At 68.7% G+C, this 20,783-nt stretch carries 18 protein-coding genes and 1 pseudogene; 9 read left to right on the top strand and 10 right to left on the bottom strand.

Annotated elements, in window-relative coordinates; translation table 11 throughout:
- Positions 1-52: 52 nt before the first annotated feature.
- The 4 genes from BP05_RS07690 (at position 53) to BP05_RS07675 (ending at position 6,617) form a co-directional block, all read left to right on the top strand.
- Positions 53-772: a CoA transferase subunit A gene (locus tag BP05_RS07690; RefSeq protein ID WP_496362099.1), complete on the top strand. Its 720-nt coding sequence runs from the start codon at positions 53-55 to the stop codon at positions 770-772.
- Between the two features lie 20 nt (positions 773-792).
- Entirely contained in the window at positions 793-1,428 is a 636-nt protein-coding gene (locus tag BP05_RS07685) for a CoA transferase subunit B (RefSeq protein WP_496362097.1), read from the top strand.
- 81 nt (positions 1,429-1,509) lie between these two features.
- Entirely contained in the window at positions 1,510-3,825 is a 2,316-nt protein-coding gene (locus tag BP05_RS07680; protein ID WP_496362095.1) for a reprolysin-like metallopeptidase, read from the top strand.
- A 380-nt stretch (positions 3,826-4,205) separates the two neighbouring features.
- Entirely contained in the window at positions 4,206-6,617 is a 2,412-nt protein-coding gene (locus tag BP05_RS07675; protein WP_496362093.1) for a reprolysin-like metallopeptidase, read from the top strand.
- A 70-nt stretch (positions 6,618-6,687) separates the two neighbouring features.
- Here BP05_RS07675 and BP05_RS07670 read toward each other — a convergent pair whose 3' ends face one another.
- Positions 6,688-8,733: a glycoside hydrolase family 99-like domain-containing protein gene (locus BP05_RS07670; protein ID WP_496362091.1), complete on the bottom strand. Its 2,046-nt coding sequence runs from the start codon at positions 8,731-8,733 to the stop codon at positions 6,688-6,690.
- A 13-nt stretch (positions 8,734-8,746) separates the two neighbouring features.
- Complete coding sequence (locus BP05_RS07665; RefSeq protein ID WP_496362089.1) at positions 8,747-10,405, bottom strand: electron transfer flavoprotein-ubiquinone oxidoreductase; 1,659 nt, start codon at positions 10,403-10,405, stop codon at positions 8,747-8,749.
- 113 nt (positions 10,406-10,518) lie between these two features.
- Here BP05_RS07665 and BP05_RS07660 point away from each other — a divergent pair, with 113 nt between their 5' ends.
- Positions 10,519-11,112, top strand: coding sequence for an alpha-ketoglutarate-dependent dioxygenase AlkB family protein (locus BP05_RS07660; RefSeq protein WP_496362087.1), 594 nt, complete (start codon positions 10,519-10,521; stop codon positions 11,110-11,112).
- Positions 11,113-11,174: 62 nt separating this feature from the next.
- Here BP05_RS07660 and BP05_RS07655 read toward each other — a convergent pair whose 3' ends face one another.
- The 4 genes from BP05_RS07655 to BP05_RS07640 are packed head-to-tail and all read right to left on the bottom strand — an operon-like array spanning position 11,175 to position 14,683.
- Complete coding sequence (locus tag BP05_RS07655; protein ID WP_496362085.1) at positions 11,175-11,831, bottom strand: ABC-type transport auxiliary lipoprotein family protein; 657 nt, start codon at positions 11,829-11,831, stop codon at positions 11,175-11,177.
- The gene (locus tag BP05_RS07650) at positions 11,828-12,754 is read right to left on the bottom strand and encodes an MlaD family protein (RefSeq protein WP_496362083.1); all 927 of its coding nucleotides are present in this window, start codon (positions 12,752-12,754) and stop codon (positions 11,828-11,830) included. The genes BP05_RS07655 and BP05_RS07650 overlap by 4 nt, the downstream gene beginning before the upstream one ends.
- 1 nt (position 12,755) lies before the next feature.
- Positions 12,756-13,571, bottom strand: a complete 816-nt coding sequence (locus BP05_RS07645; RefSeq protein WP_496362081.1) for an ABC transporter ATP-binding protein — start codon at positions 13,569-13,571, stop codon at positions 12,756-12,758.
- A complete protein-coding gene (locus tag BP05_RS07640; protein ID WP_496362079.1) occupies positions 13,568-14,683 on the bottom strand; it encodes an ABC transporter permease in 1,116 nt (371 codons plus the stop codon). The genes BP05_RS07645 and BP05_RS07640 overlap by 4 nt, the downstream gene beginning before the upstream one ends.
- A gap of 179 nt (positions 14,684-14,862) precedes the next feature.
- Here BP05_RS07640 and BP05_RS07635 point away from each other — a divergent pair, with 179 nt between their 5' ends.
- On the top strand, positions 14,863-16,116 hold the full coding sequence (locus BP05_RS07635; RefSeq protein WP_496362077.1) for a threonine/serine exporter family protein: 1,254 nt from the start codon (positions 14,863-14,865) through the stop codon (positions 16,114-16,116).
- Positions 16,117-16,170: 54 nt separating this feature from the next.
- Here BP05_RS07635 and BP05_RS07630 read toward each other — a convergent pair.
- The 4 genes and pseudogenes from BP05_RS07630 to BP05_RS07615 all read right to left on the bottom strand — a co-directional run.
- Positions 16,171-16,545 (bottom strand): annotated as a pseudogene (locus BP05_RS07630) (H-NS histone family protein); the annotation flags it as partial.
- A 51-nt stretch (positions 16,546-16,596) separates the two neighbouring features.
- Positions 16,597-18,312, bottom strand: a complete 1,716-nt coding sequence (locus BP05_RS07625; RefSeq protein WP_496362076.1) for a proline--tRNA ligase — start codon at positions 18,310-18,312, stop codon at positions 16,597-16,599.
- A gap of 93 nt (positions 18,313-18,405) precedes the next feature.
- Positions 18,406-18,711 carry a DUF4124 domain-containing protein gene (locus BP05_RS07620; protein WP_496362074.1) on the bottom strand — a complete coding sequence of 102 codons (306 nt, stop codon included), beginning with the start codon at positions 18,709-18,711 and terminating at the stop codon, positions 18,406-18,408.
- 1 nt (position 18,712) lies between these two features.
- Positions 18,713-19,105: a DUF4124 domain-containing protein gene (locus BP05_RS07615; RefSeq protein WP_496362072.1), complete on the bottom strand. Its 393-nt coding sequence runs from the start codon at positions 19,103-19,105 to the stop codon at positions 18,713-18,715.
- A 75-nt stretch (positions 19,106-19,180) separates the two neighbouring features.
- On the opposite strand from BP05_RS07615, the gene pssA reads away from it, so the two are divergent.
- The 3 genes from pssA to rimI are packed head-to-tail and all read left to right on the top strand — an operon-like array spanning position 19,181 to position 20,771.
- Positions 19,181-19,951, top strand: a complete 771-nt coding sequence (gene pssA / locus BP05_RS07610; protein WP_496362070.1) for a CDP-diacylglycerol--serine O-phosphatidyltransferase — start codon at positions 19,181-19,183, stop codon at positions 19,949-19,951.
- Positions 19,951-20,289 carry a hypothetical protein gene (locus BP05_RS07605; RefSeq protein WP_496362068.1) on the top strand — a complete coding sequence of 113 codons (339 nt, stop codon included), beginning with the start codon at positions 19,951-19,953 and terminating at the stop codon, positions 20,287-20,289. Before pssA ends, BP05_RS07605 begins: the two co-directional genes overlap by 1 nt.
- On the top strand, positions 20,286-20,771 hold the full coding sequence (gene rimI / locus BP05_RS07600) for a ribosomal protein S18-alanine N-acetyltransferase (protein ID WP_496362066.1): 486 nt from the start codon (positions 20,286-20,288) through the stop codon (positions 20,769-20,771). The genes BP05_RS07605 and rimI overlap by 4 nt, the downstream gene beginning before the upstream one ends.
- Positions 20,772-20,783: the final 12 nt, after the last annotated feature.

The following is a 20,783-nucleotide window of genomic DNA, read 5'->3' as shown; positions in this document are numbered from 1 at the left end:
GCGCGGCCGGCGCCCGCGCTAAACTTCGCGCCTCCCCACTTGGAGTCGCACGATGGCCGAGGCCACCGCCAGGAGCAAGGTTTACCCGAATGCCGCCGCGGCGTTGCAGGGATTGATCGCGGACGGGCAGACGCTCGCCGTGGGCGGTTTCGGCCTGTGCGGCATTCCCGAGGCGCTGATCGCCGCGCTGCGCGACACCGGGGCCAAGGACCTGACCGCGATTTCCAACAACGCCGGCGTCGACGGCTTCGGCCTCGGCCAGCTGCTGGCCACGCGGCAGATCAAGAAGATGATTTCGTCGTACGTCGGCGAGAACAAGGAATTCGAGCGCCAGTTCCTGTCCGGCGAGCTCGAGCTCGAGTTCAACCCGCAGGGCACGCTCGCCGAGCGCCTGCGCGCGGGCGGCGCGGGCATTCCCGCGTTCTACACGCGCACCGGCTACGGCACGATCGTCGCGGAGGGCAAGGAAACACGCCAGTTCGACGACGGCCACTGGTACGTGATGGAAACCGCGCTACGCGCCGACGTGTCCCTGGTGAAGGCGTGGAAGGCCGACAAGGCCGGCAACCTCGTGTTCCGCAAGACCGCGCGCAACTTCAACCCGGCCTGCGCGATGGCGGGCAAGGTGTGCATCGCCGAGGTCGAGGAGATCGTCGAGGTCGGCGCCATCGATCCCGACCACGTGCACCTGCCTGGCATCTACGTGGACCGCATCGTCCACAACCCGACGCCGGAAAAGCGCATCGAACAGCGCACCGTGCGCGCCGCCTGACGAGAGACAAGGAAACCCAAATGGCCTGGACCCGCGACCAGATGGCGCAGCGCGCCGCGCAGGAACTCACCGACGGCGCCTACGTCAACCTCGGCATCGGCTTGCCGACGCTCGTGGCCAACTTCATTCCCGAGGGGATGGACGTGTGGCTGCAGAGCGAGAACGGCCTGCTCGGCATCGGCCCGTTCCCGAGCGAGGACGAAGTCGATGCCGACCTGATCAATGCCGGCAAGCAGACCGTGACCGCGAGACCTGGCGCAAGCTATTTCGGCAGCCACGACTCGTTCGCGATGATCCGCGGCGGCCACATCGACCTGGCGATCCTCGGCGCGATGCAGGTGACCGACCAGGGCGACCTCGCCAACTGGATGGTGCCCGGCAAGATGGTCAAGGGCATGGGCGGGGCGATGGATCTCGTCGCCGGGGTCAAGCGCGTGGTGGTGCTGATGGAGCACACGGCCAAGAACGGCGAGCACAAGATCCTGCCCGAGTGCACGCTGCCGCTGACCGGCGTGGGCGTGGTGAACCGCATCATCACGGACCTGGCCGTGATGGATGTCGATGCGGCCGGTCTTCAGGTTCGTGAACTGGCTCCGGGCGTCACCCTGGACGAATTGCGGGCGAAAACCGGGGTCCCGCTTCACGGTCCTGACTGAACCCCTAAAGCCCGAAGCGGCGCCATTGATCGCGGTGCCGGGACCCCGCACGATGCCGGCAACCCCCACAGGTGGCTTGCCATGCGTCGTCTCCTGCTCCTCAGCGCCCCGATCCTGCTGGCCGCCGGCTTGTCCGGCGGCTGTTCCAAATCGGTAACGCAAGCGGCTTCCGGTGCGAGCGTCATGGCCGGGGGCGCGCAGACCGCGACTCCGCCCACGCTGGCGGCTGCCGCGCGTCACAGTGGAATCGCCGCGCTCGCCGACCGCGGCAATCTGGTTGCCTATCCGTCGCAGCCCGAGGTGCGCAGGGAGTCCGCATCGACCTGGTACCGCGCCGACGTGAGCGAGGCGCACGCGATGCGCGCCATCATCACCGGCGAGATGAACCTGACCACGCCCGATGGGCAGCCGGTTCGCTTGCGCTACCAGCGCCATATCGAACACCCCAACGGCAACTGGACCTGGATCGGTCGCGACGCCAATGGCCAGGATGCAGTGTTGACCTTCGGCGAAAAGGCCGTGTTCGGTGCGTTGCCCGACGAAGACGGCCAGGAGCTTGCGCTCACCACCATCGGCGGTCGAACCTGGATAGTGAAGACGGATCCGTCGCGGCAACTGCATCCCGACACCAGCGAGCCAGACTTCATCGTTCCGCCCAAGCTCGCCTCGGCGATGAGCGCCGAGGCGCAACCGGCGTCCGAGCCGGCCATCGCGGCTGCCGCCAGCGCGACGGCCGTGCCGACCGTCGACGTCGCGATCGGTTACACGCCCGGTCTCGCCGCAGAATTCGGCGGCGACTCGCAGGCGGTCACCCGCGTCCAGCATCTGGTCGACATCAACAACCAGGCCTACGCCAATAGCCAGATCAACGCGCAGGTCCGCCTGGTGCGGGCGATGCTGGTCAACTATCCGGACAACACCGACAACAACGACGTGCTGTACAAGCTGTCCGGCCGCAACGGCTCCTCGACGGTGCCGGTGGATCCGGCCTTCAGTGCGCTGCGCGCCGCGCGCGAGCAGTACGGCGCCGACCTGGTGTCGGTAGTGCGTCGCTTCCGCTCGCCCGAGAACAAGGGCTGCGGCGTGGCCTGGCTGATCGGCGGCAACCTGCAGCGGATCGACGGCAGCGACGCCCCTTGGGGATATTCCGTCGTCGGTGACCACGTGGACGGTGGCGGCGACTTCGACGAAGTCGATCGCAAGAGCTACGCCTGCCGCAAGGAAAGCCTCGCCCACGAACTCGGTCACAACATGGGCCAGCAGCACAACGTCGAGGACAGTGGCGGCGATCCCGGGGCGCACGCCTATTCCTACGGGTACCGCGAAGCGGCCACGACGGGCTTCTACACCGTGATGGCCTATCGCCTGGACAACAGCAGCCAGCGATCCGTCCGTTACTTCGCCAACCCGAACGTGGCCGAAGCGCTCAGCGGGCGGCCGACCGGCGTCGCCAACACATCCGACAACGCGCGCAGCATGGCGCAGACGATCCCGCTGATCGCGCAGTTCCGCGCAACCGTCGTCCCACCGCCACCGACCCGGCAGGCACCGAGCCTGTATTCGGTGTCAAAGCTGGGCGGATCGGGCTTCACCGAAATGCATGTGCTCAACGGCTTGAGCAACTACTCGTCCTTCTCGTTGCAGACGCCGACGAGCCTGGGGCAGACCGGTACCAGCAACGTATGGCAGTTCAGCCTCGGCGATCTCAACCGCGATGGCATGCCGGATCTGTACAGCATCTACCGGCAGGGGGCATCCGGCCGCACCGAACTCTACGTGCTCGACGGTGCGCAGAACTACCGCGCGTCGCTGATGCAGGTCGCCACCGCATTGCAGGCTACCGGCAACGGCCTGGAGTGGGACTTCCTGGTGGGTGACTACAACCGCGATGGCACCCCGGACCTGTACCTGATCTACCGCATCGGCCTGTCGGGCAAGACCGAGGTGCACGTGCTGGATGGCGCGAGCAACTTCCAGACCTACCTCGCGCACATCGCCACCGCGCTGGGCCAGACCGGCACCACCAACGCGTGGCAGTTCGAACTGGCCGACCGCAACGGCGACGGCGTGCTGGACCTGTACTGCATCAATCGCGCCGGCCTGGAGCGGACCGAAGTCCACGTGCTGGATGGCGCGCGCAATTTCCAGGTACCGCTGCTGCAGATCGGCACGATCCTGCCGCCCACCGGCACCGGCAACGAATGGGATTTCAAGCTGGGCGACTACAACCTCGACGGGGTCGCCGACCTGTACGCGATCTACCGGACCGGCGCGTCGGGGCGGACCGAGTTGTACGTGCTCGACGGTGCGTCTTCCTTCAACAGTTCCGCGGCCAACATCGCCACGGCCCTGCCCGCGACGGGCAATGCGAACTCGTGGGAGTTCGAACTGTGGTGAGCGCCGCCCCCATCGGTTAGCCGATGCGGGCGGGCGACGCGCCGGCGCGCGCGGCGCACGGTTGCGGCGGCACTCCGGCCGCCTCGCTCCGGACGGACGTGGCGGCCAACGGCGTTCGCGCAACCGCGATGCGCAGGGCGGCTCTGGCAGTCGTCCCGGTGCAACTGCCTCGACATCACGAAGACATGTCTTTCACCTGCGCATCATCCGAACATTAGTTCGGAGTGAAATTTCGCGGGCGTGGTTGCGCTCGTTGTATGCGACGCGTGAAAGACCGGCATCGCTTTGCATCCGCGCGCGCAAACAATGGCCGCTTTCGACCGTGGCAGTGCGTATTACAAGTACCGGCCCAACAAGGACCATCACAGGGGTATAGGTACATGCGCGCTTTCCTGTTCGTCTTCGCAGTGATCCTGGCTGTGGGACTGCTTTTCACGATCAACGGTCCGGATGCGGGTAAACGTGTCGCACCGCATCCCGCAACCCAGGCAGCAACCGCGACCCCGGTCGCCACGCCCGCGGCCATTTCGGCCATCGCGGACTATCCGGATCGCGGCGAACTTGTCGTCGGCGACGACACGCGGCAAGTGGTCCGCGTCGGCGCGTCCACCTGGCACCCGGTGCAGATCAGCGAAGCGCACGCGCTGCGTGCGATCGCCGACGGCGCCATGACGGTGCAGGCGCCCAACGGCGAGACGCTCCGCCTGAACTACGAGCGCCATGTCGAGCATCCCGACGGCAACTGGAGCTGGATCGGGCGCGAGGAGGGCAGCGCGCCAGGCACGGAGAGCGTGCTGACCTTCGGTGAGAAGGCCGTGTTCGGCACCATCCGCCAGGGCAACTCCGACCTCAAGGTGACCACCGAGGCGGGGTCGACCTGGCTGGTGGAAACCGACGCGAGCCGCAGCGCTGGCAGCAAGGTCGCCGCGAACGACGACGACTTCCTGATCGCCGGGGCCATCGCGAAGGCAAAGGCGAGCGCGGCCGAACCGATGCCGGCCGCCAACGCCCTGGTCGGGCAGGAGCCCGGCACCCAGGCCGTGACCGCCGCCGCCGCCGCGCCGGCGGTCGTCGACATCGCGATGGGCTTCACCACCGGGTTCGCGAGCCGCCTGGGTGGCGACTCGCAGGCGCGCACGCGCCTGAACTTCCTGATCGACCTCACCAACCAGGCGCTCACGGCCAGCGGCATCAATGCCCAGATCCGTCTGGTGCATGCGCTTCAGGTCGATTACCCCGACGCCACCCCGAGCCGCACGGCCTTGTTCGACCTGACCGGCGTGGATTGCACGACGGCGACCAACGGCAGCCAGTACCTGAGCGACCGGCGCGTCAACTGCACCCCGATCACCCAGCCCGCCGGGCTGGTACCGCTGACCCAGGCGCGCAACACCTTCGGCGCCGACGTACTGGTGCTCGTGCGCAAGTTCGAGGATCCGGAACAGGTCAGCTGCGGTTCGGCCTGGATGCTGGGCGGCGGCCAGAACACGCTCGACGCCAGCAGCGCGCCGTACGCCATGACGGTGATCAGCGACTCCAGCGGCGAACTGTTCCCCGACAACGGCAACACCTGCCACGAACTGCAACTGGCGCACGAGATCGGCCACAACTTCGGCCAGCAGCATGACGTGGTCACGGCCAGCGGCACCGACGACTCCGACGGCAACGGCAGCCTGCTCGATCCCGAGGAGTTCGGGCGTCATCCGTATTCGTTCGGCTACAGCACCGACGGTACCGCGGCCGACATCTCCACGATCATGTCCAATCGCCGGCCGACCCAGACCCGCTTCCGGGTCTACGCCAACCCGCTCATCACCTGCGGCACCCAGCCGTGCGGAGACGCCGCCACGGCGGACAACGCGCGCAGCATGGCGCAGACGATCCCGGCGGTGGCGCTGTTCCGCGCCACGGTCGTGCCGCCCGCCGCCAGGCCGTTCGCCGGCCTGTATTCCATCCACACCATGGGAGCGAGCGGTTTCACCGACATGCACGTGCTGACGGGCGAGTCCGGTTACCAGACCTTCTCGCTGCACACGCCCACCAGCCTGGGCCAGGCTGGCACCAGCAACCTGTGGGCGTTCGCGCTGAACGACCTCAACCGCGACGGCGTGCCGGACCTGTACTGCATCTACCGCATGGGCGCCTCGGGCCACACCGAGCTGTACGTGCTCGACGGTGCCAACAACTACCGCTCGGCATTGCTGCAGATCGCCACGGTCCTGCCGCCGACCGGCACCGGCCTGGAATGGGTCTTCAGGCTCGGCGACTACAACCGCGACGGCGTCGCCGATCTCTATACGCTCTATCGCATCGGCGCTTCGGGCAAGACCGAACTCCATGTGGTCGATGGTGCGACCAACTTCCAGACTTATCTCGCGCATATCGCCACTGGCCTGGGCCAGACCGGAACCACCAATGCCTGGCAGTTCGAACTGGCCGACCGCAATGGCGACGGCGTGCTCGACCTGTACTGCATCAATCGCGCCGGACTGCAGAACACGGAAGTGCATGTGCTCGACGGTGCGGGTGGTTTCCAGACCCCGTTGCTGCAGATCGGCACGGCGCTCGCGCCGGTCGGTACCGGCAACGAATGGGACTTCAAGCTCGCCGACTACGATCGCGACGGCGTCACCGACCTCTACACGATCTATCGCATCGGCGCGTCCGGGAAGACCGAGTTGCACATCCTCGACGGCCGCTCCAACTTCAGCCAGTTCAGCGCGCACATCGCGACCGGCGTGCCTGCCACCGGAACCGATACGGCGTGGAAGTTCGAGCTCTGGCCGCAATGATGGGAGCCCGGCGCAGGCAGGCCCGGACCAGCACAAGGTTGCGGTCCGGGGACCTGCGCCGGGAAGGTTTTCAGTAGTCGCGTAGCGCCCGGCCAGCTTCGTCGCTGGCCGGGCAAGTCGTTACGCGGAATCCGGCGGCATCCACCGCGATGCCGACCATGCGCTCGATGGCGTGCGCCAGCGTCCCGTCGATCTGGCCGGCTTCGGCCTCGAATTCCGACTCCGCCAGGTGCGCGTCGAGTAGCGGCGACAGTGCCGCCAGCCGCGCCCAGAACATCGTGCCGGACGGAAAGCGGTCGCACGTCGCATCGGGCTCGCGGATGCCAAGGCGCACGGCGAGGGCACGCAGGGTCTCTTCGTTAGCGCCCAAGGCCTCGACCAGCGGCGGATGGTGCGCTTCCACGACGCCCAGGCCCAGCCGCGGGTCCGAGGCGAATGCGGCCAGCACCGAGGGCGCATCGGCCAGCAGGCCCTGCACCAGTTCCTGGCGCCAGCGCCCGCCTTCGCGGATGTGCGGTGATTGCTTGGTGTGCAGCTTGAGCACGAGATCCTCGCCTTCCGCGCGCAAGCGGCTGGCGACGCGCAGGAACGGCAGCACGTCGCGGCCATGGTTCTCGGCGACCTCGATTTCCGCGGTGACGCCGGCGCTGGCGAGGATCATCCGGATCGCGTCGGCCTTTTCCGGAACGGTGGTGACGATCAGGCGGTGCTCGATGCGCGCGTGCGACAGGGTGTCGAGGATCTCGGCGAAGGTCTCCGGGTACCACGCGTGCACGACCACGCACGGCCGCCGCGGCGGCGTGGCGCTCGCGCGCGCCGCATGCGCGAGCGCATCGCGCGTGGCTTGCAGCCACGCATGGCCCAGGCGGGCGTCGGGTTCGAGCACCGCGCCTTCGGCCCATTCGTTCCAGGCGTTGATGAACACCAGGCGCCGGTCCGGCGCAACGGGGCCCATGCGCCCGGCGATGGTCCGCTGCAGCCACTGGCCGTAACGATGGGGCGAGGCGTGCGCGTAGATGCGGCCCCGGCCCGCGCGCCGCGGTTCGTTGTCCCAGCCGCAATTGACGCCGGGAAAGAGCGGGTATTCCGGCAAGGGCCGGGCTTCGTAATCGCGCGCGAGTTCGCGCCAGTCGACGACGTCGCCCTGGAAATCGGGATTGAGCAGGCGCTGGCGCGCGGACAGCGAGGCCGGTGTCGCCAGGTTGGGCGGGAATTCCACCGCCGCGTCGAAACCGATCCGGCGCGGATCGATGCTGTCGAACGATTGCACGCAGGCGATGTGGATTTCGCCGATGCCGTTGTCGCGGCACCACGCGCGCCAGCGTGCGGCGGTGGCGGCGGCGTCCGGCAACAGCCCCGGGCGATACACCAGCAGCAGCGGCTTGCCATCGTGCCGCAGGTAGCGTGGGTCGCGCAGGTAGCGCGCCACGTGCGCGATGAAAGCGAGGTCGTCCTCGGCGCTGTGCGACTGCGCGATCAGCACGTCGTCCGCGCGGCCGTCCCAGCGGCGCGACCAGTTTTCATTGGCCCAGCACAGGCAGAACGGCAGGTCGATCGAGGGATCGTCCAGCCACTGCTGCAGCGGCGCCTCCAGCAGCGTCTTGCCGCCGAACCAGTAGAAATAGAAGCAGAACGCGCCGATGCCGTATTCGCGTGCAAGCTGCGCCTGGTCGCGCATCACCTGCGGATTGCGCAGGTCGTAGAAGCCCAGGTCGCCGGGCAGGCGCGGCTGCGCGTGGCCTTCGAACTGCGGCAGCGCGCGCGCGACGTTGCGCCACTCGGTGAAGCCCTTGCCCCACCAGGCGTCGTTTTCCGGAATGGTGTGGAACTGCGGCAGGTAGAACGCGACCAGCGTCGCGGGCAGGGGCTGCGGCAGCGGCTGGATGCGATGGTCGACGTACCCGACCGCGCGTCCGCCGGCGTGCACGCGCGGGCGACGCGCGTTGCCCGCTACCGCGTGGCCGCGCGCCGGGGCCGGGCGGATGCGCGGAAAGCGGTCGAGGAACCGCTGCCGCCACTGGTCGCGCTGGGCATCGCCGATCGGCAGCACCCGGAACAGCGCGCGCAGCGCATGGAAGAGCGCGCTGCGCAGTCGCGGAGGTGCGGCGGAGTTCATCGCGGTAGCCGCGTCACAGGTTCTGGTAGTTCGGCCCCGATCCGCCTTCCGGCGTGACCCAGGTGATGATCTCGTAGGGATCCTTGATGTCGCAGGTCTTGCAGTGCACGCAGTTGGCGGCGTTGATCTGCAGGCGCTTGCCCGCGCTGCCGTCGGCGCGCGCTTCGTCGACGATTTCGTAGACGCCCGCGGGGCAGAAGCGCGTGCACGGGTTGCCGTATTCCTCGGTGCAGCGGGTGACGCAGATGCTGGTATCGGCGACGTGCAGGTGCACGGGCTGGTCTTCGTCGTGCTCGGTGGCGGCGAAGTACACGCCGGCCAGGCGGTCGCGCGGCGCGAGGGTGCGGTCCACATAGTCGCGTCGCGGCTGCTCGTGCGCGCCGAGCTTTTCGAGCGAGGACCAGTCGGGCTTGTTCTTCAGCGTCCACGGCGAGCGGCCGCCGGTGAGGGTTTCCCACGCGGCGTTCAACATGCCGAACCACAGCCCGCGCTTGAAGCCGGGCTTGATGTTGCGGACCTTCTTCAATTCCGCCATCGCTTCGGACGCACGCAGCTTCGCGTCGAAGCCTTCCGGTGCGAGTTGCGTTGCGACCAGGTGTTCGGCGGCGAGCATGCCCGAGCGGATCGCCTGGTGCGTGCCCTTGATCTTGGGCACGTTGAGCAGGCCGGCGGTATCGCCGATCAGCAGCGCGCCCGGCATCTCGACCTTGGGCAGCGACTGCCAGCCGCCGGTGACGATCGCGCGCGCGCCGGCGGAGACGATGCTGCCGCCTTCGAGCAGCGGCTTCACCATCGGATGGTTCTTCCATTGCTGGAAGGCCTCCCACGGCTTGTATTCCGGGTCGTGGTAGTCGAGGCCGCTGACGTAGCCCAGGGCGATGCGGCCCTTGTCGAGGTGATAGAGGAAGCTGCCGGCGTAGGTCCTGCTGTCGGCCGGCCAGCCGAAGCTGTGCACGATCTTGCCCGGTTGCACGCGCTCTTCCGGCACGTGCCACAGTTCCTTGATGCCGATCGAATAGCCCTGCGGATCGCTGCCGGCGTCGAGTCCAAACTTCTTGACCAGGCGCTTGGTGAGGTGTCCGCGCGCGCCTTCGGCCAGCACGGTGACCTTGGCGCGGATGTCGATGCCCGCGGTGTAGCCCGGCTTGTGCGAACCGTCCTTGGCGATGCCCATGTCGCCGATGCGCACGCCGGCGACCTTGCCGTCGGCGTCGTGCAGGGTTTCCGCGGCGGCGAAGCCGGGGTAGATCTCCACGCCCAGCGCTTCGGCCTGCGGCGCCAGCCACGCGCACATCGCGCCGAGGCTAACGATCACGTTGCCGTGGTTGTTCATGCCCGGCGGCACCGGCAGCTTGCGGCCGCCGGTCTTGCTCAGCAGCCAGAACTCGTCTTCGGTTGCCGGTACGCAGATCGGCGGCGGATTGTCGCGCCAGTTCGGCAGCAGCGCGTCGAGCGGTCCGGTTTCGATCACCGCGCCGGACAGGATGTGCGCGCCGATGGTGGAGGCCTTCTCGATCACGCAGACCGAGATCTCCGGATTGAGCTGCTTCAGGCGGATCGCGAAGGCAAGGCCGGCCGGGCCGGCACCGACGGTCACGACGTCGTATTCCATGACATCGCGCTCGACGTGCGGTTCGGTTTCGGGCACGTCGAATTGGGGGGCGTCGGTCATCGGGGGCTCCGCAGGTGCAGCATGGCTGTGAATCCGGCAATTTTCGCGGCTTGGGGCGGGCCGGGCAAATCGGCCACCGGGGAACGGACGGCGGCCCATGCTAGCGTCGTGGCATGGGCCTGCAGCCGCTGCCGCTGGAAGACGCCGAGATCGCGGTAGACCGGGCGTGGCTGCCGCGCTCCGAGGCCGACCGCCTGCTGCAGGCGCTGGGCGAGGCTGTCCCGTGGGAGGTGCACCGCATCCGCCTGTTCGGGCGCGAGCATCCTTCGCCGCGCCTGAGCTGCTGGATCGGCGATCCCGGTACCGCCTACCGCTATTCGGGCAGCGTGTTCGAGCCCCGGCCGTGGCCGTCAGCGCTCGTGCCGCTACGCGAGCGCCTGGACGGGGAGCTGGGCGCCGGCTTCAACAGCGTGCTGGCCAACCTGTACCGCGATGGCCGCGATTGCATGGGCTGGCACAGCGACGCCGAGCCGGAGCTCGGCCCCGCGCCGGTGATCGCCTCGCTGAGCCTGGGCGCTACCCGGCGGTTCTCGTTCAAGCATCGCGCGACCGGACGGACGCTGGCACTGGACTTGCCGCACGGCAGCCTGCTGGTGATGGCAGGCGCGACCCAGCGGCATTACCGCCACGCCCTGCCGCGCACGGCCCGGCCGGTGGGGGTACGGATCAACCTGACCTTCCGCCGGATCCTCTCCGCCCCCGCGTAAGCGCCACGCGGCGCACCCGCGCGGCAAACCGCACCGGACCGGCTCCTCGCGTTGCGCTGCGCTCAGCGATGCGAGCGCTCGTACTGCTCGCCCGTGGCCAGGGTCCAGCCGGCGAGTTCGCCGGTGACGGCGGTCAAGGCCTGGTCGAACGCGGCGACCACGTCGGGTATCGCAGTGGTCGCCGCCGGCTGCGCCCGCAGGAACGTGTGCGAACCGGCGAGCTGCTGGTCCTTCACGTGCAGCAGCTTGGCGGTGACTTCAATCGTGGCCGCGGGTACGGCGCCGCCGTTGTAGTCGGATTCGAAGCGGCGGACGTCGAGCATCAGGCGGTAGTCCGCGCTGAAACCGCTGCCTTGGCGCGCGACGACGGCGATGCGGCCGGAATCCTCGAGCGCATGCAGGACGCCGTCCTCGAGCATGTCGCCCGGCGGCTTCGCCCACTGCGCGTCCTTGTACACCTGCAACTCGTTCGGCGCGGGCCGGACCATGATGCGCTGGCTGTCCGCGCTGCGTGCGCCAGTGGTGCGGCCCATCGCCAGCTGCCAGCGCACCTGCGGCCACGCCTGCGCGTCGATCGCGCCCACATCGGGCGCATAGATCGAGGTGTCGTGCTTGCTCCCGCCGAGCAGCGAGCTGCAGGCGGACAACGCCGGGACGAGGAGGCACAGGCCGGCGATTCGAAGTGCGGCGATGGACATGCGCGGCGATCCCGTCTTCATTTGGGTTCGAACTCCTTGGGTGCGTCGCGTCCCAGCAGGTACTGCGTGGGACCGTTGTCGAGGCGGTCGCTGATGCGGCGCAGGTCGCGCAGGAGCGCGCGCAGGTCGACCAGGGTCGGCCCCAGCTGGCCGAGGCCGTCATTGGCGAAGCTGCTGATCGCCGCGCGGTTGTCGTTGACGATGCCGTTGACCCCGGTCGCCGCGGAATCGAGCTTGGACAGGGTGCCGTCGAGCTTGGTGATCAGGGCCGGGAGCTTCTGCACCAGCTCGCGGTCGATGTCGCTGACCGCGGCATCGGTGGTCGCCAGGGTCTTCTCGAGCTGCTCGCTCGAGCGCCGTGCGCTGACGATCATGGCGCGGATGTCCTCGTGCTGGCCGCCGACGGCGCCGGTCATGGCTTCGATGCTGGCCAGCGAGTTGGAGATGCGCTTGATGTTCTCCTCGCTCAGCAGTTCGTCCATGCGCGCCACCAGTTTGTTGGCGGTGTCGGCGATGTTCTGCAGCGCGGAAGCTTCCGCCCGGATGACCGGGATTTCGCGGTGGTCCACTTCGACCAGCCTGCGCGCCTGCGGGCTGCCGCCGGTGAGCTGGATGACCGGCGGCGCGGTCAGGCTCGGCGTGGAGATCTTCGCGCGCGTGTCCGTCTTGACCGGCGTGCGTGCCTGGATGCGGATGGTGGCGAGCACCCGGCGCGGATCCTGCGGCGCCAGGCGCAGCGAGTCGATCGTGCCCACGGAAATGCCGTTGTAGAGCACGGGACTGCCCTCGGTCAGGCCCGTCACGGGTTCTTCGAATACCACCGCATACTCCATCCAGTCCTTCTCGGACGAGTATTTGGCCGCCCACAGGGCGAACAGCAGCAGGAACAGCGTCACCACGATGGTGAAGGCGCCGATCAGGACGTAGTTGGCCTTGGTTTCCATGTCAGTTGTCCTTGCCGTCCCGCGTGCGCGCCGCCTGTGCGGCGCGGGCGCGCGGACCGTGGAAGTATTCCTGCACCCAGGGATGATCGTACCGCTCCACTTCCTCGATCGGCGCGCACACGACGACCTTGTGGTCGGCGAGCACCGCCACGCGGTCGCAGATGGCGTACAGGGTGTCGAGGTCGTGGGTGATCAGGAAGACGGTGAGCCCCAGCGCGCGCTGCAGCGTCAGGATCAGGCGGTCGAACGCGGCGGCGCCGATCGGGTCCAGCCCGGCGGTCGGTTCGTCCAGGAACAGCAGTGGTGGATCCAGGGCCAGTGCGCGCGCCAGGCCCGCGCGCTTGCGCATGCCGCCGGACAACTGCGAGGGCAGCTTGTTGATCGCATCCGCGGGCAGGCCGGCGAGCTTCACCTTCAGCAGCGCGAGCTCGTAGCGCAGCGAGTCGGGCAGGTCGCGGTGGTATTCCTTCAGCGGGACCTGCACGTTCTCGCCGACTGTGAGCGAGGAGAACAGGGCGCCATCCTGGAACAGCACGCCGGTGCTGCGTTCGATCTGGCGATGGGTGTCGGCCGCCGGATTGCGCGCGTCGATGCCGAGCACCTCGATCTCGCCCGCGTTGGGCTCGCGCAGGCCGAGGATGGAACGCATCAGTACCGATTTGCCGCTGCCCGAGCCGCCCACCACGCCGAGGATCTCGCCTGGCCGCACGTCGAGGTCGAGGCCGTCGTGGACCAGCTGTTCGCCGAAGCGGTTGACCAGCCCGCGCACGCGGATGATCGGTTGTGCGGGTTCGTCGGCGGCGCGCACGGCGTTCAATACCCCATCTCCATGAACCAGATCGCCGCGAGCGCATCGAGCACGATCACCACCGAGATGGCCTGCACCACGCTCGACGTGGTGCGCTTGCCGACCGACTCCGCCGTGCCTTCGACCTGCATGCCTTCCAGGCAGCCGATCAGGGCGATGACCAGCGCGAAGACCGGCGCCTTCACCAGTCCCACGACGAAATGCCGCAGTTCCATCGTGTCGTGCATGCGCGCGAGGTATTGCGTCGGCGGGATGTCGAGGCCGTAGGCGCCGACGGTGAGGCCGCCGAGCAGGCCGAACACCATCGCGATGAAGGTCAGCAGCGGCAGCATCACCAGCAGGGCGAGCACGCGCGGGATGACCAGCAGGTCGATCGGATCCATGCCGAGCGTGCGGATGGCATCGATCTCCTCGCGGCTCTTCATGGCGCCGATCTGCGCGGTGAAGGCGCTGGCGGTGCGGCCGGCGAGGATGATCGCGGTGAGCAGCACCCCGAATTCGCGCAGGAAGGCGATGCTCACCAGTTCCACGACGTAGATGGTGGCGCCGAAGTCGCGCAGGATGTTGGAACCGAGGAAGGCGATCACCGAGCCGACCAGGTAGGACAGCAGCGCCACCAGCGGCACCGCGTCGAGGCCGACCTGCTCCATGTGGTGCACGGTGGCGGTGGGGCGGAAGCGGCTGGGTTCCTTGAAGGTGCGTACCAGCTTCACCAGCGTCTCGCCGAAGAAGCCGACCAGCGCGCGTACCTCCCCGGCATTGTCGTTGACGGCGTAGCCCAGGCGCGCCAGCGCGGCGGCGATGCCGTATTCGCGCTTCTTCTTCGGGCGGTCGTCGGCCACGTCCTCGATCGCGGCGACCAGGTTGCGGTGTTCGTCGCTGAACTCTATCCGGGTGAAGTCGAAGCCGCGCCGGCGCGAGAAGCGCAGCAGTTGCAGGACGCCCAGTGAATCCAGGCGGTCGACCCCGGTGGCATCGACGGCTTCGATCTCGCGCGGCGCCGCGTGCAATTCCTGGCTGATGCCTTCGGCATGCTCCAGCGTCCACGGCCCCCGGAGGTGCACGTGCGAGGGACTGCCTTCGGCGACGAGCTGCGGTCGGGACACGTTCGGAGCGGTCATGGCGTGCGGTCAGGATACAGCCCGCAAGGGCATTGGCCCACGGCGGGCCGTCGGCGTCATGTGGACTTCTGCGCGTGACGGATGCGTGCACGCGGGTGGGGTGGCCCGTCCACGCGAGCGTGATGCCGGAGGCCGCGCGGCGTGCGATGCTTCGCGCCATTGCAATGGCGCCGCCTCCCTTGTCCGCATCCACCGTGTCCTTCGCGTCCATCAGCTTCGCCGATCGCGTGGCCTTCCTCGTCGAGCTGGCCGAGCGCCTGCACCTGTACGGAACCACCGCGCAGCGCCTGGAAGGCGCGATCAGCGCGGTTTCGCGACGGTTGCAGGTGGGCTGCGAACCATGGTCCAACCCGACCGGCATGATCCTGACCTTCAGCGATCCGCAACGGCCCGAGGGCGAGAGCGAAGTCACGCGCGTGCTGCGCCTGCCGCTGGGCGACACCGACCTGTACCGGCTGGCGGAGACCGATCGCATCGCCGAGGACGTGATGGCCGGCCGCCTCGGACTGCGCGAGGCGCATGCACTGATGAGCGCGCTCGACCGTCCGCCCAGCCGGCGTGGACGGGTCATGCAGGTGCTCGGATTCGGGCTCGCCGCCACGGCCATTGCCGGCCTGCTGCGCCTGCCGTGGCTGGACATTTCCGTCGCCGGATTGAACGGCCTCATGGCTGGCGCACTGGTCGACTACTCGGCGACGCGGCCGCGATTCAAGGAAGCCAGCGACGCGATCGCGGCCATGCTGGCGGCGTTCACCACGGCGCTGGTGGCCAGCTTCGTGGCCCCGCTGAACCAGAACACCGTCATCATCGCCTCGCTGATCGTGCTGCTGCCCGGCATGGCGCTCACCAATGCGGTCAACGAGCTCACCAGCCAGCACCTGGTGTCCGGTACCGCGCGCTTCGCCGACGCGGTGACCACGGTGCTCAAGCTCACCGTCGGCACGGTCATCGCGCTGTACGTGGTCGGCCTGCTGGGGCTGGCGCCGCAGGTGCAGGCGTCGCGGCCGCAACCGGGTTGGGTGGAGGGGGCGTCGCTGCTGCTGGCGACGTTCGCGTTCGCGGTGCTGTTCCGCGCCGATCGCCGCGACTACCTGCGGGTGATGCTGGCGGCGGCGGGCGGCTACCTGATCGCGCGCTACGCCGGCGAGGCCTTCGGCAGTCCGGCGGGCATCTTCCTCGCCGCGCTGGTGATGACCGCCATCGGCAACGCGTACGCGCGCTGGTGGAAGCGGCCGGGGGCGATCATCCGCGTGCCTGGCATCATCATGCTGGTCCCCGGCAGCACCAGCCTGCGCGGGCTGCTGACGATGATCCAGCAGCAGGACGCGGTGGTCGCCCAGGATGCATTGCTGGCGGTGGTGAACATCCTGCTGGCGCTGCTGGCCGGCCTGCTGTTCGGCAACCTGTTGTTGCCGCCGGGACGCAATCTCTGACGCTGCAACGAAAAACGCCGGCTTGCGCCGGCGTTTTCGCTTCGCGACTCAGCGAATGAGGAACTCTTCGATCCTGCGCCCGTCGTCCAGGTAGGTCGCCAGCCAGCGCGGCGGCTTGCCGCGTCCCGCCCAGGTCTCCTCGGCATTGGCCGGGTTGCGGTACTTGGGCGCGACCTTGCCGAGCTTGTAGCCCTTGGTGGTCTTGCGCGCCTTGGTGCCTGCGGTGGCCGGCCTGGCCGTGGCCTTGGCTACCGGGGCGCCGCCGAACAGCTCGGCGATCGTGTAGCCCTCGGCCCTGGCCAGGTCGGCGAGCTTCCGGCGCACCGCGGCGATCGGCTTGCGCTTGTTGAGCGTGGTCTTGCGCTTCTTCGCCTGGTTGATCAGCGCGTCCAGCTCCTTCGCGGACAGGCCGGTGATGTCGATCGACATGAAACCTCCGGAATTGCGGTGGAAATCCTGGCCGCGCCAGTCTGGTCCCGATTATGCCGCGCCCAGTCGCGCGAGCAATGCCGCGCGGTCCAGGCTCTCCGCTTCGCTCGCGCGGCGATGACGGTACTCGAACGAGCCGGCCGCCAGGCCGCGTTCGGACACCACCACGCGATGCGGGATGCCGATCAGCTCGATATCCGCGAACATCGCGCCGGGGCGCAGGCCGCGGTCGTCGAGCACCGCGTCGATGCCGGCGTCGTTGAGTTCGCGGTACAGGGCTTCGGCCGCGGCGCTGACGTTCGCGTCGTTCTTCGGGTTGATCATGCACACGGCGACCTGCCACGGCGCCATCGCGTCGGGCCAGATGATGCCGTTGTCGTCGTGGTTCTGTTCGATCGCCGCGGCGACGATGCGCGAGACGCCGATGCCGTAGCAGCCCATTGCCGGCTCGATCGCCTTGCCGTTGGCGTCGAGCACGGTGCACTGCATCGCCTCGGAGTACTTGCGGCCGAGCGCGAACACATGGCCGACCTCGATGCCGCGGGCGATGCCGAGCGTGCCCTTGCCGTCGGGCGAGGGATCGCCGGCGGCGACATTGCGGATGTCGGCGACTTCGGAAGGTTCGGGCAGGTCGCGGCCCCAGTTGACGCCGGCGAGGTGGAAGCCCTTCTCGTTGGCGCCGACGACGAAGTCGGCCATCGCCGCGACGCTGCGGTCGGCGATGACGCGGATGGCCTGCTTCGGTCCGACCGGGCCGAGGAAGCCCGGCTCACTGCCCAGGTGCGCATCGATCTCGCCTTCGCTGGCCAGGCGGTAGTCGGCCAGGCCGGCGAGCTTGGCCAGCTTTATTTCGTTGACGACGTGGTCGCCGCGGACCAGCGCGAGCGCGAACTGCGGGTTGCCGTCGGCGTCGGCGCCCATCAGCGCCACCGACTTCACCGTGCGCTGCAGCGGCAGGCCCAGCAGCGCGGCGACGTCCTCGCAGGTCTTCTGCGCCGGCGTGTCGACCTTGCGCATGGCTTCGCCAGCGGCGGGACGCGCGCCCGGCGCGATGGCTTCGGCGAGTTCGACGTTGGCGGCGTAATCGGACGCATCCGAGAATGCGATCGCGTCCTCGCCCGAATCGGCCAGGACGTGGAACTCGTGCGAGGCGCTGCCGCCGATGGCGCCGGTGTCGGCGAACACGGCGCGGAACTTCAGGCCCAGGCGGGTGAAGATGCGGCCGTAGGTGTCGTACATGTTCCGGTATTCGGCGCCGAGCGACTCGTCGTCGACATGGAACGAGTACGCGTCCTTCATCAGAAATTCGCGTGCGCGCATCACGCCGAAGCGCGGGCGGATCTCGTCGCGGAACTTCCACTGGATGTTGTAGAAGTTCACCGGCAGCTGCTTGTAGCTCGACAGTTCGCTGCGCGCGTAGTCGGTGATGACCTCCTCGGCGGTGGGGCCGTAGCAGTACTCGGCCTCCTTGCGGTCCTTGATCTTCAGCAGCTGTCCGCCGAACTTCTGCCAGCGCCCGGTTTCCTCCCACAGCTCCTTGGGCTGGATCGTCGGCATCAGCAGTTCCAGCGCGCCGGCGCGGTCCATCTCCTCGCGCACCGCGCGCTCGACCTTGCGCAGCACGCGCAGGCCCAGCGGGCTCCAGGTGTAGAGACCCGCGGCGAGCTTGCGCATCATCCCGGCCTTGAGCATCAGCTTGTGGCTGACAATCTCTGCCTCGGCGGGGGTTTCCTTGCTGGTATGGAGGTGGAACTGCGACAGGCGCATCGTGGGGCTTCACGCAAAGGGAAGCCGGCATTTTGCCATGCGTTGCGCGGGTTGACGGGTTTGGACGCTGCGCGCGCCCGCGCAGTGTCGCGGCTACTGTTCCGGCGCTTCGGGCAGGTCGGCGCCGCGGTTGCCGTGGACTTCGATGCCACCGTACGGCTCGCGCTCGATCCGCTGGTACTTGCGGCCGGCATTCCTGCCCGCGGGTGGCCGCTCGGTGATCTGCAGCACGCCCTCGGCGTCGCGCCAGCGGTAGAGCTTCGGGCTCGCCGCCTCGGCCGCGGCGGTGGCCTTGCGTTCGCGTTCGATGCGGGCGTGTTCGCGCTCGTCGCGCGTCGTCCACCACCATAGGCCGGCGCCAATCGCGACGCCGCCCAGCAGGGCCCAGGCCAGGCGCACGTCAGGCCTGCGCCGGCTTGTCGCAGAATTCCTTGAGCATCTGCTCGGTCTTCTTGACCTGTTGCGCGCGTTCTTCCGCGGTCATGTAGCTGTCCGGCTTGCCGTCGCCATTCGCATCCTGGCCCACGGGCCGGGCGTCCTTGAGCTGCAACAGATTCTTGCGCGCGATGACGCAGTTCGGGTCTTCGGCGGGCTCGCCGGCCTGCTCCGCGGGCGCGCCCGGGCCGTCCTTGAGTTGCCGGTTCTGCACGCCCTTGCGGTCGGGCGGCGGTGCATCGGAGTAATGGGTGACGCCCTTGGCGTCCTTCCACTGGTAGACGCTGGCGGCAAGGGCGGGCAGGGCGGCCAGCAGGGTTGCGAGCGCCAGGAACGTGCGGATCGTGCGGCTGGTCATGGCGGAGCTCGGATCGGCGGCGGTAGCGGGATTGCAGCACCGTGCCCCTGCGCAGGCAAGGGTTAAACTCACGGAATGGACCAATCGCATCCCCCACGGCCTCGCGGCCGCGGCATTTACCTGCTTCCCAACCTGTTCACGACCGGCGGCATGTTCGCCGGCTTCTACGCGATCATCGCCGCGACCCAGGGGCACTACGAGGACGCCTGCATCGCGATCTTCATCGCCGCGGTCCTGGACGGGCTCGACGGGCGCGTCGCGCGCCTGACCAACACCCAGAGCGAGTTCGGCATGCAGTACGACTCGCTGGCCGACCTGATCAGTTTCGGCCTGGCGCCGGCGCTGGTGATGTACCACTGGGCGCTGGCGTCCACGCGCCTGGACGGCGTGGTGCCGGGCAAGATCGGCTGGATCGCCGCGTTCCTGTATGCCGCGTGCGCCGCGATCCGGCTGGCGCGCTTCAATTCCCAGGTCGGGCAGGTGGACAAGCGCTGGTTCATCGGACTGGCCAGTCCGGCGTCGGCGGGCCTGGTGGCGAGTTTCGTGTGGACCTGCGACGACAACGGATTCACCGGCGAGCAACTGCGCTGGTTCGCGCTGGGGGTCACCGTGACCGCGGCGCTGCTGATGGTGAGCCGGCTGCGCTACTTCAGCTTCAAGGGCGGCGGTCCGCGCAGCGATCGCATGCCCTTCCTGGTCGTGATCGTGGTGCTGGCGGTGCTGGTCGCGATCGCGATCGACCCGCCTTCGGTGCTGCTCGCGATCGGCGTGCTGTACGCGCTGTCCGGCCCGGTGTATGCGCTGTGGCGACGGCTGCGCCGGCTGCCGCCGGAGGCATCGGCCTGATGGCCACGCACGGGATGCCATGGAGCGAAGAGCAGCGCGAATGGCTGCGCGCGCTCGGGCATGACGTGCTGATGCCGGCGCCGGCCGACGGGCAGGCCTTCGCGCCGGAGCCGATCGCGCCGCACGCATCCGCCGTCGAATCCCGGGGCCGCGCGGCCCCCGCCGCCGGCGCGCCCACGCCGCTGCTGCGGGCGCTCGCGCGCGCCGCGGGCCGCGGCGAGGATGATGCCGAGTTCCTCCAGGTGCTTCCCGACCTGGCCATGCTGCGCGGCAATCCCGCCGCGCGTCGCGCGTTGTGGCCGCGGTTGCGCAGCCTGCGCCGGCGGACCGCGCGATGAACGCACGCGTCAAGGATCCGCCGCTGCAGCTGCCGCTGCGCCCGATGCGCGAGGATGACCTGGCCGCCGTGCAGCTGATCGAGGCGCGGGCCTACGAATTCCCGTGGACGGTGGGGATCTTCCGCGACTGCCTGCGCGCCGACTATCCGGCGTGGGTGCTGCACCACGAGGAGCGCATCGCCGGCTATTTCCTGATGTCGGTGGCCGCGGGCGAAGCGCACGTGCTCAACATCTGCATTGCGCCCGAACTCCAGGGGCGCGGCCACGGCCGCCGCCTGCTGCACGCGTTGTTGCAGGTCGCGCGCGGGCGCGGTGTCGCGCGCGTGTTCCTGGAGGTGCGCCCGTCGAACGCCAATGCGATCGCGCTGTACCACGACGAGGGTTTCAACGAGATCGGCCGGCGTCCGCGCTACTACCCGGCGAAGGACGGGCGGGAGGACGCGCTGGTGATGGCGATGGAGCTGTTGCCCGCCCTCGACTGACTGCAGGCCACG

The organism is Lysobacter oryzae DSM 21044 (assembly GCF_059568595.1).
This window is presented reverse-complemented; position numbering and strand designations above follow the sequence as displayed.

What these genes read in the sequence shown, in the direction of transcription:
- BP05_RS07690 (WP_496362099.1), top strand. Translation starts at nt 53, where the DNA reads ATGGCCGAGGCCACCGCCAGGAGCAAGGTTTACCCGAATGCCGCCGCG.
- BP05_RS07685 (WP_496362097.1), top strand. Translation starts at nt 793, where the DNA reads ATGGCCTGGACCCGCGACCAGATGGCGCAGCGCGCCGCGCAGGAACTC.
- BP05_RS07680 (WP_496362095.1), top strand. Translation starts at nt 1,510, where the DNA reads ATGCGTCGTCTCCTGCTCCTCAGCGCCCCGATCCTGCTGGCCGCCGGC.
- BP05_RS07675 (WP_496362093.1), top strand. Translation starts at nt 4,206, where the DNA reads ATGCGCGCTTTCCTGTTCGTCTTCGCAGTGATCCTGGCTGTGGGACTG.
- BP05_RS07670 (WP_496362091.1), bottom strand. Translation starts at nt 8,733, where the DNA reads ATGAACTCCGCCGCACCTCCGCGACTGCGCAGCGCGCTCTTCCATGCG.
- BP05_RS07665 (WP_496362089.1), bottom strand. Translation starts at nt 10,405, where the DNA reads ATGACCGACGCCCCCCAATTCGACGTGCCCGAAACCGAACCGCACGTC.
- BP05_RS07660 (WP_496362087.1), top strand. Translation starts at nt 10,519, where the DNA reads ATGGGCCTGCAGCCGCTGCCGCTGGAAGACGCCGAGATCGCGGTAGAC.
- BP05_RS07655 (WP_496362085.1), bottom strand. Translation starts at nt 11,831, where the DNA reads ATGAAGACGGGATCGCCGCGCATGTCCATCGCCGCACTTCGAATCGCC.
- BP05_RS07650 (WP_496362083.1), bottom strand. Translation starts at nt 12,754, where the DNA reads ATGGAAACCAAGGCCAACTACGTCCTGATCGGCGCCTTCACCATCGTG.
- BP05_RS07640 (WP_496362079.1), bottom strand. Translation starts at nt 14,683, where the DNA reads ATGACCGCTCCGAACGTGTCCCGACCGCAGCTCGTCGCCGAAGGCAGT.
- BP05_RS07625 (WP_496362076.1), bottom strand. Translation starts at nt 18,312, where the DNA reads ATGCGCCTGTCGCAGTTCCACCTCCATACCAGCAAGGAAACCCCCGCC.
- BP05_RS07615 (WP_496362072.1), bottom strand. Translation starts at nt 19,105, where the DNA reads ATGACCAGCCGCACGATCCGCACGTTCCTGGCGCTCGCAACCCTGCTG.
- pssA (WP_496362070.1), top strand. Translation starts at nt 19,181, where the DNA reads ATGGACCAATCGCATCCCCCACGGCCTCGCGGCCGCGGCATTTACCTG.
- BP05_RS07605 (WP_496362068.1), top strand. Translation starts at nt 19,951, where the DNA reads ATGGCCACGCACGGGATGCCATGGAGCGAAGAGCAGCGCGAATGGCTG.
- rimI (WP_496362066.1), top strand. Translation starts at nt 20,286, where the DNA reads ATGAACGCACGCGTCAAGGATCCGCCGCTGCAGCTGCCGCTGCGCCCG.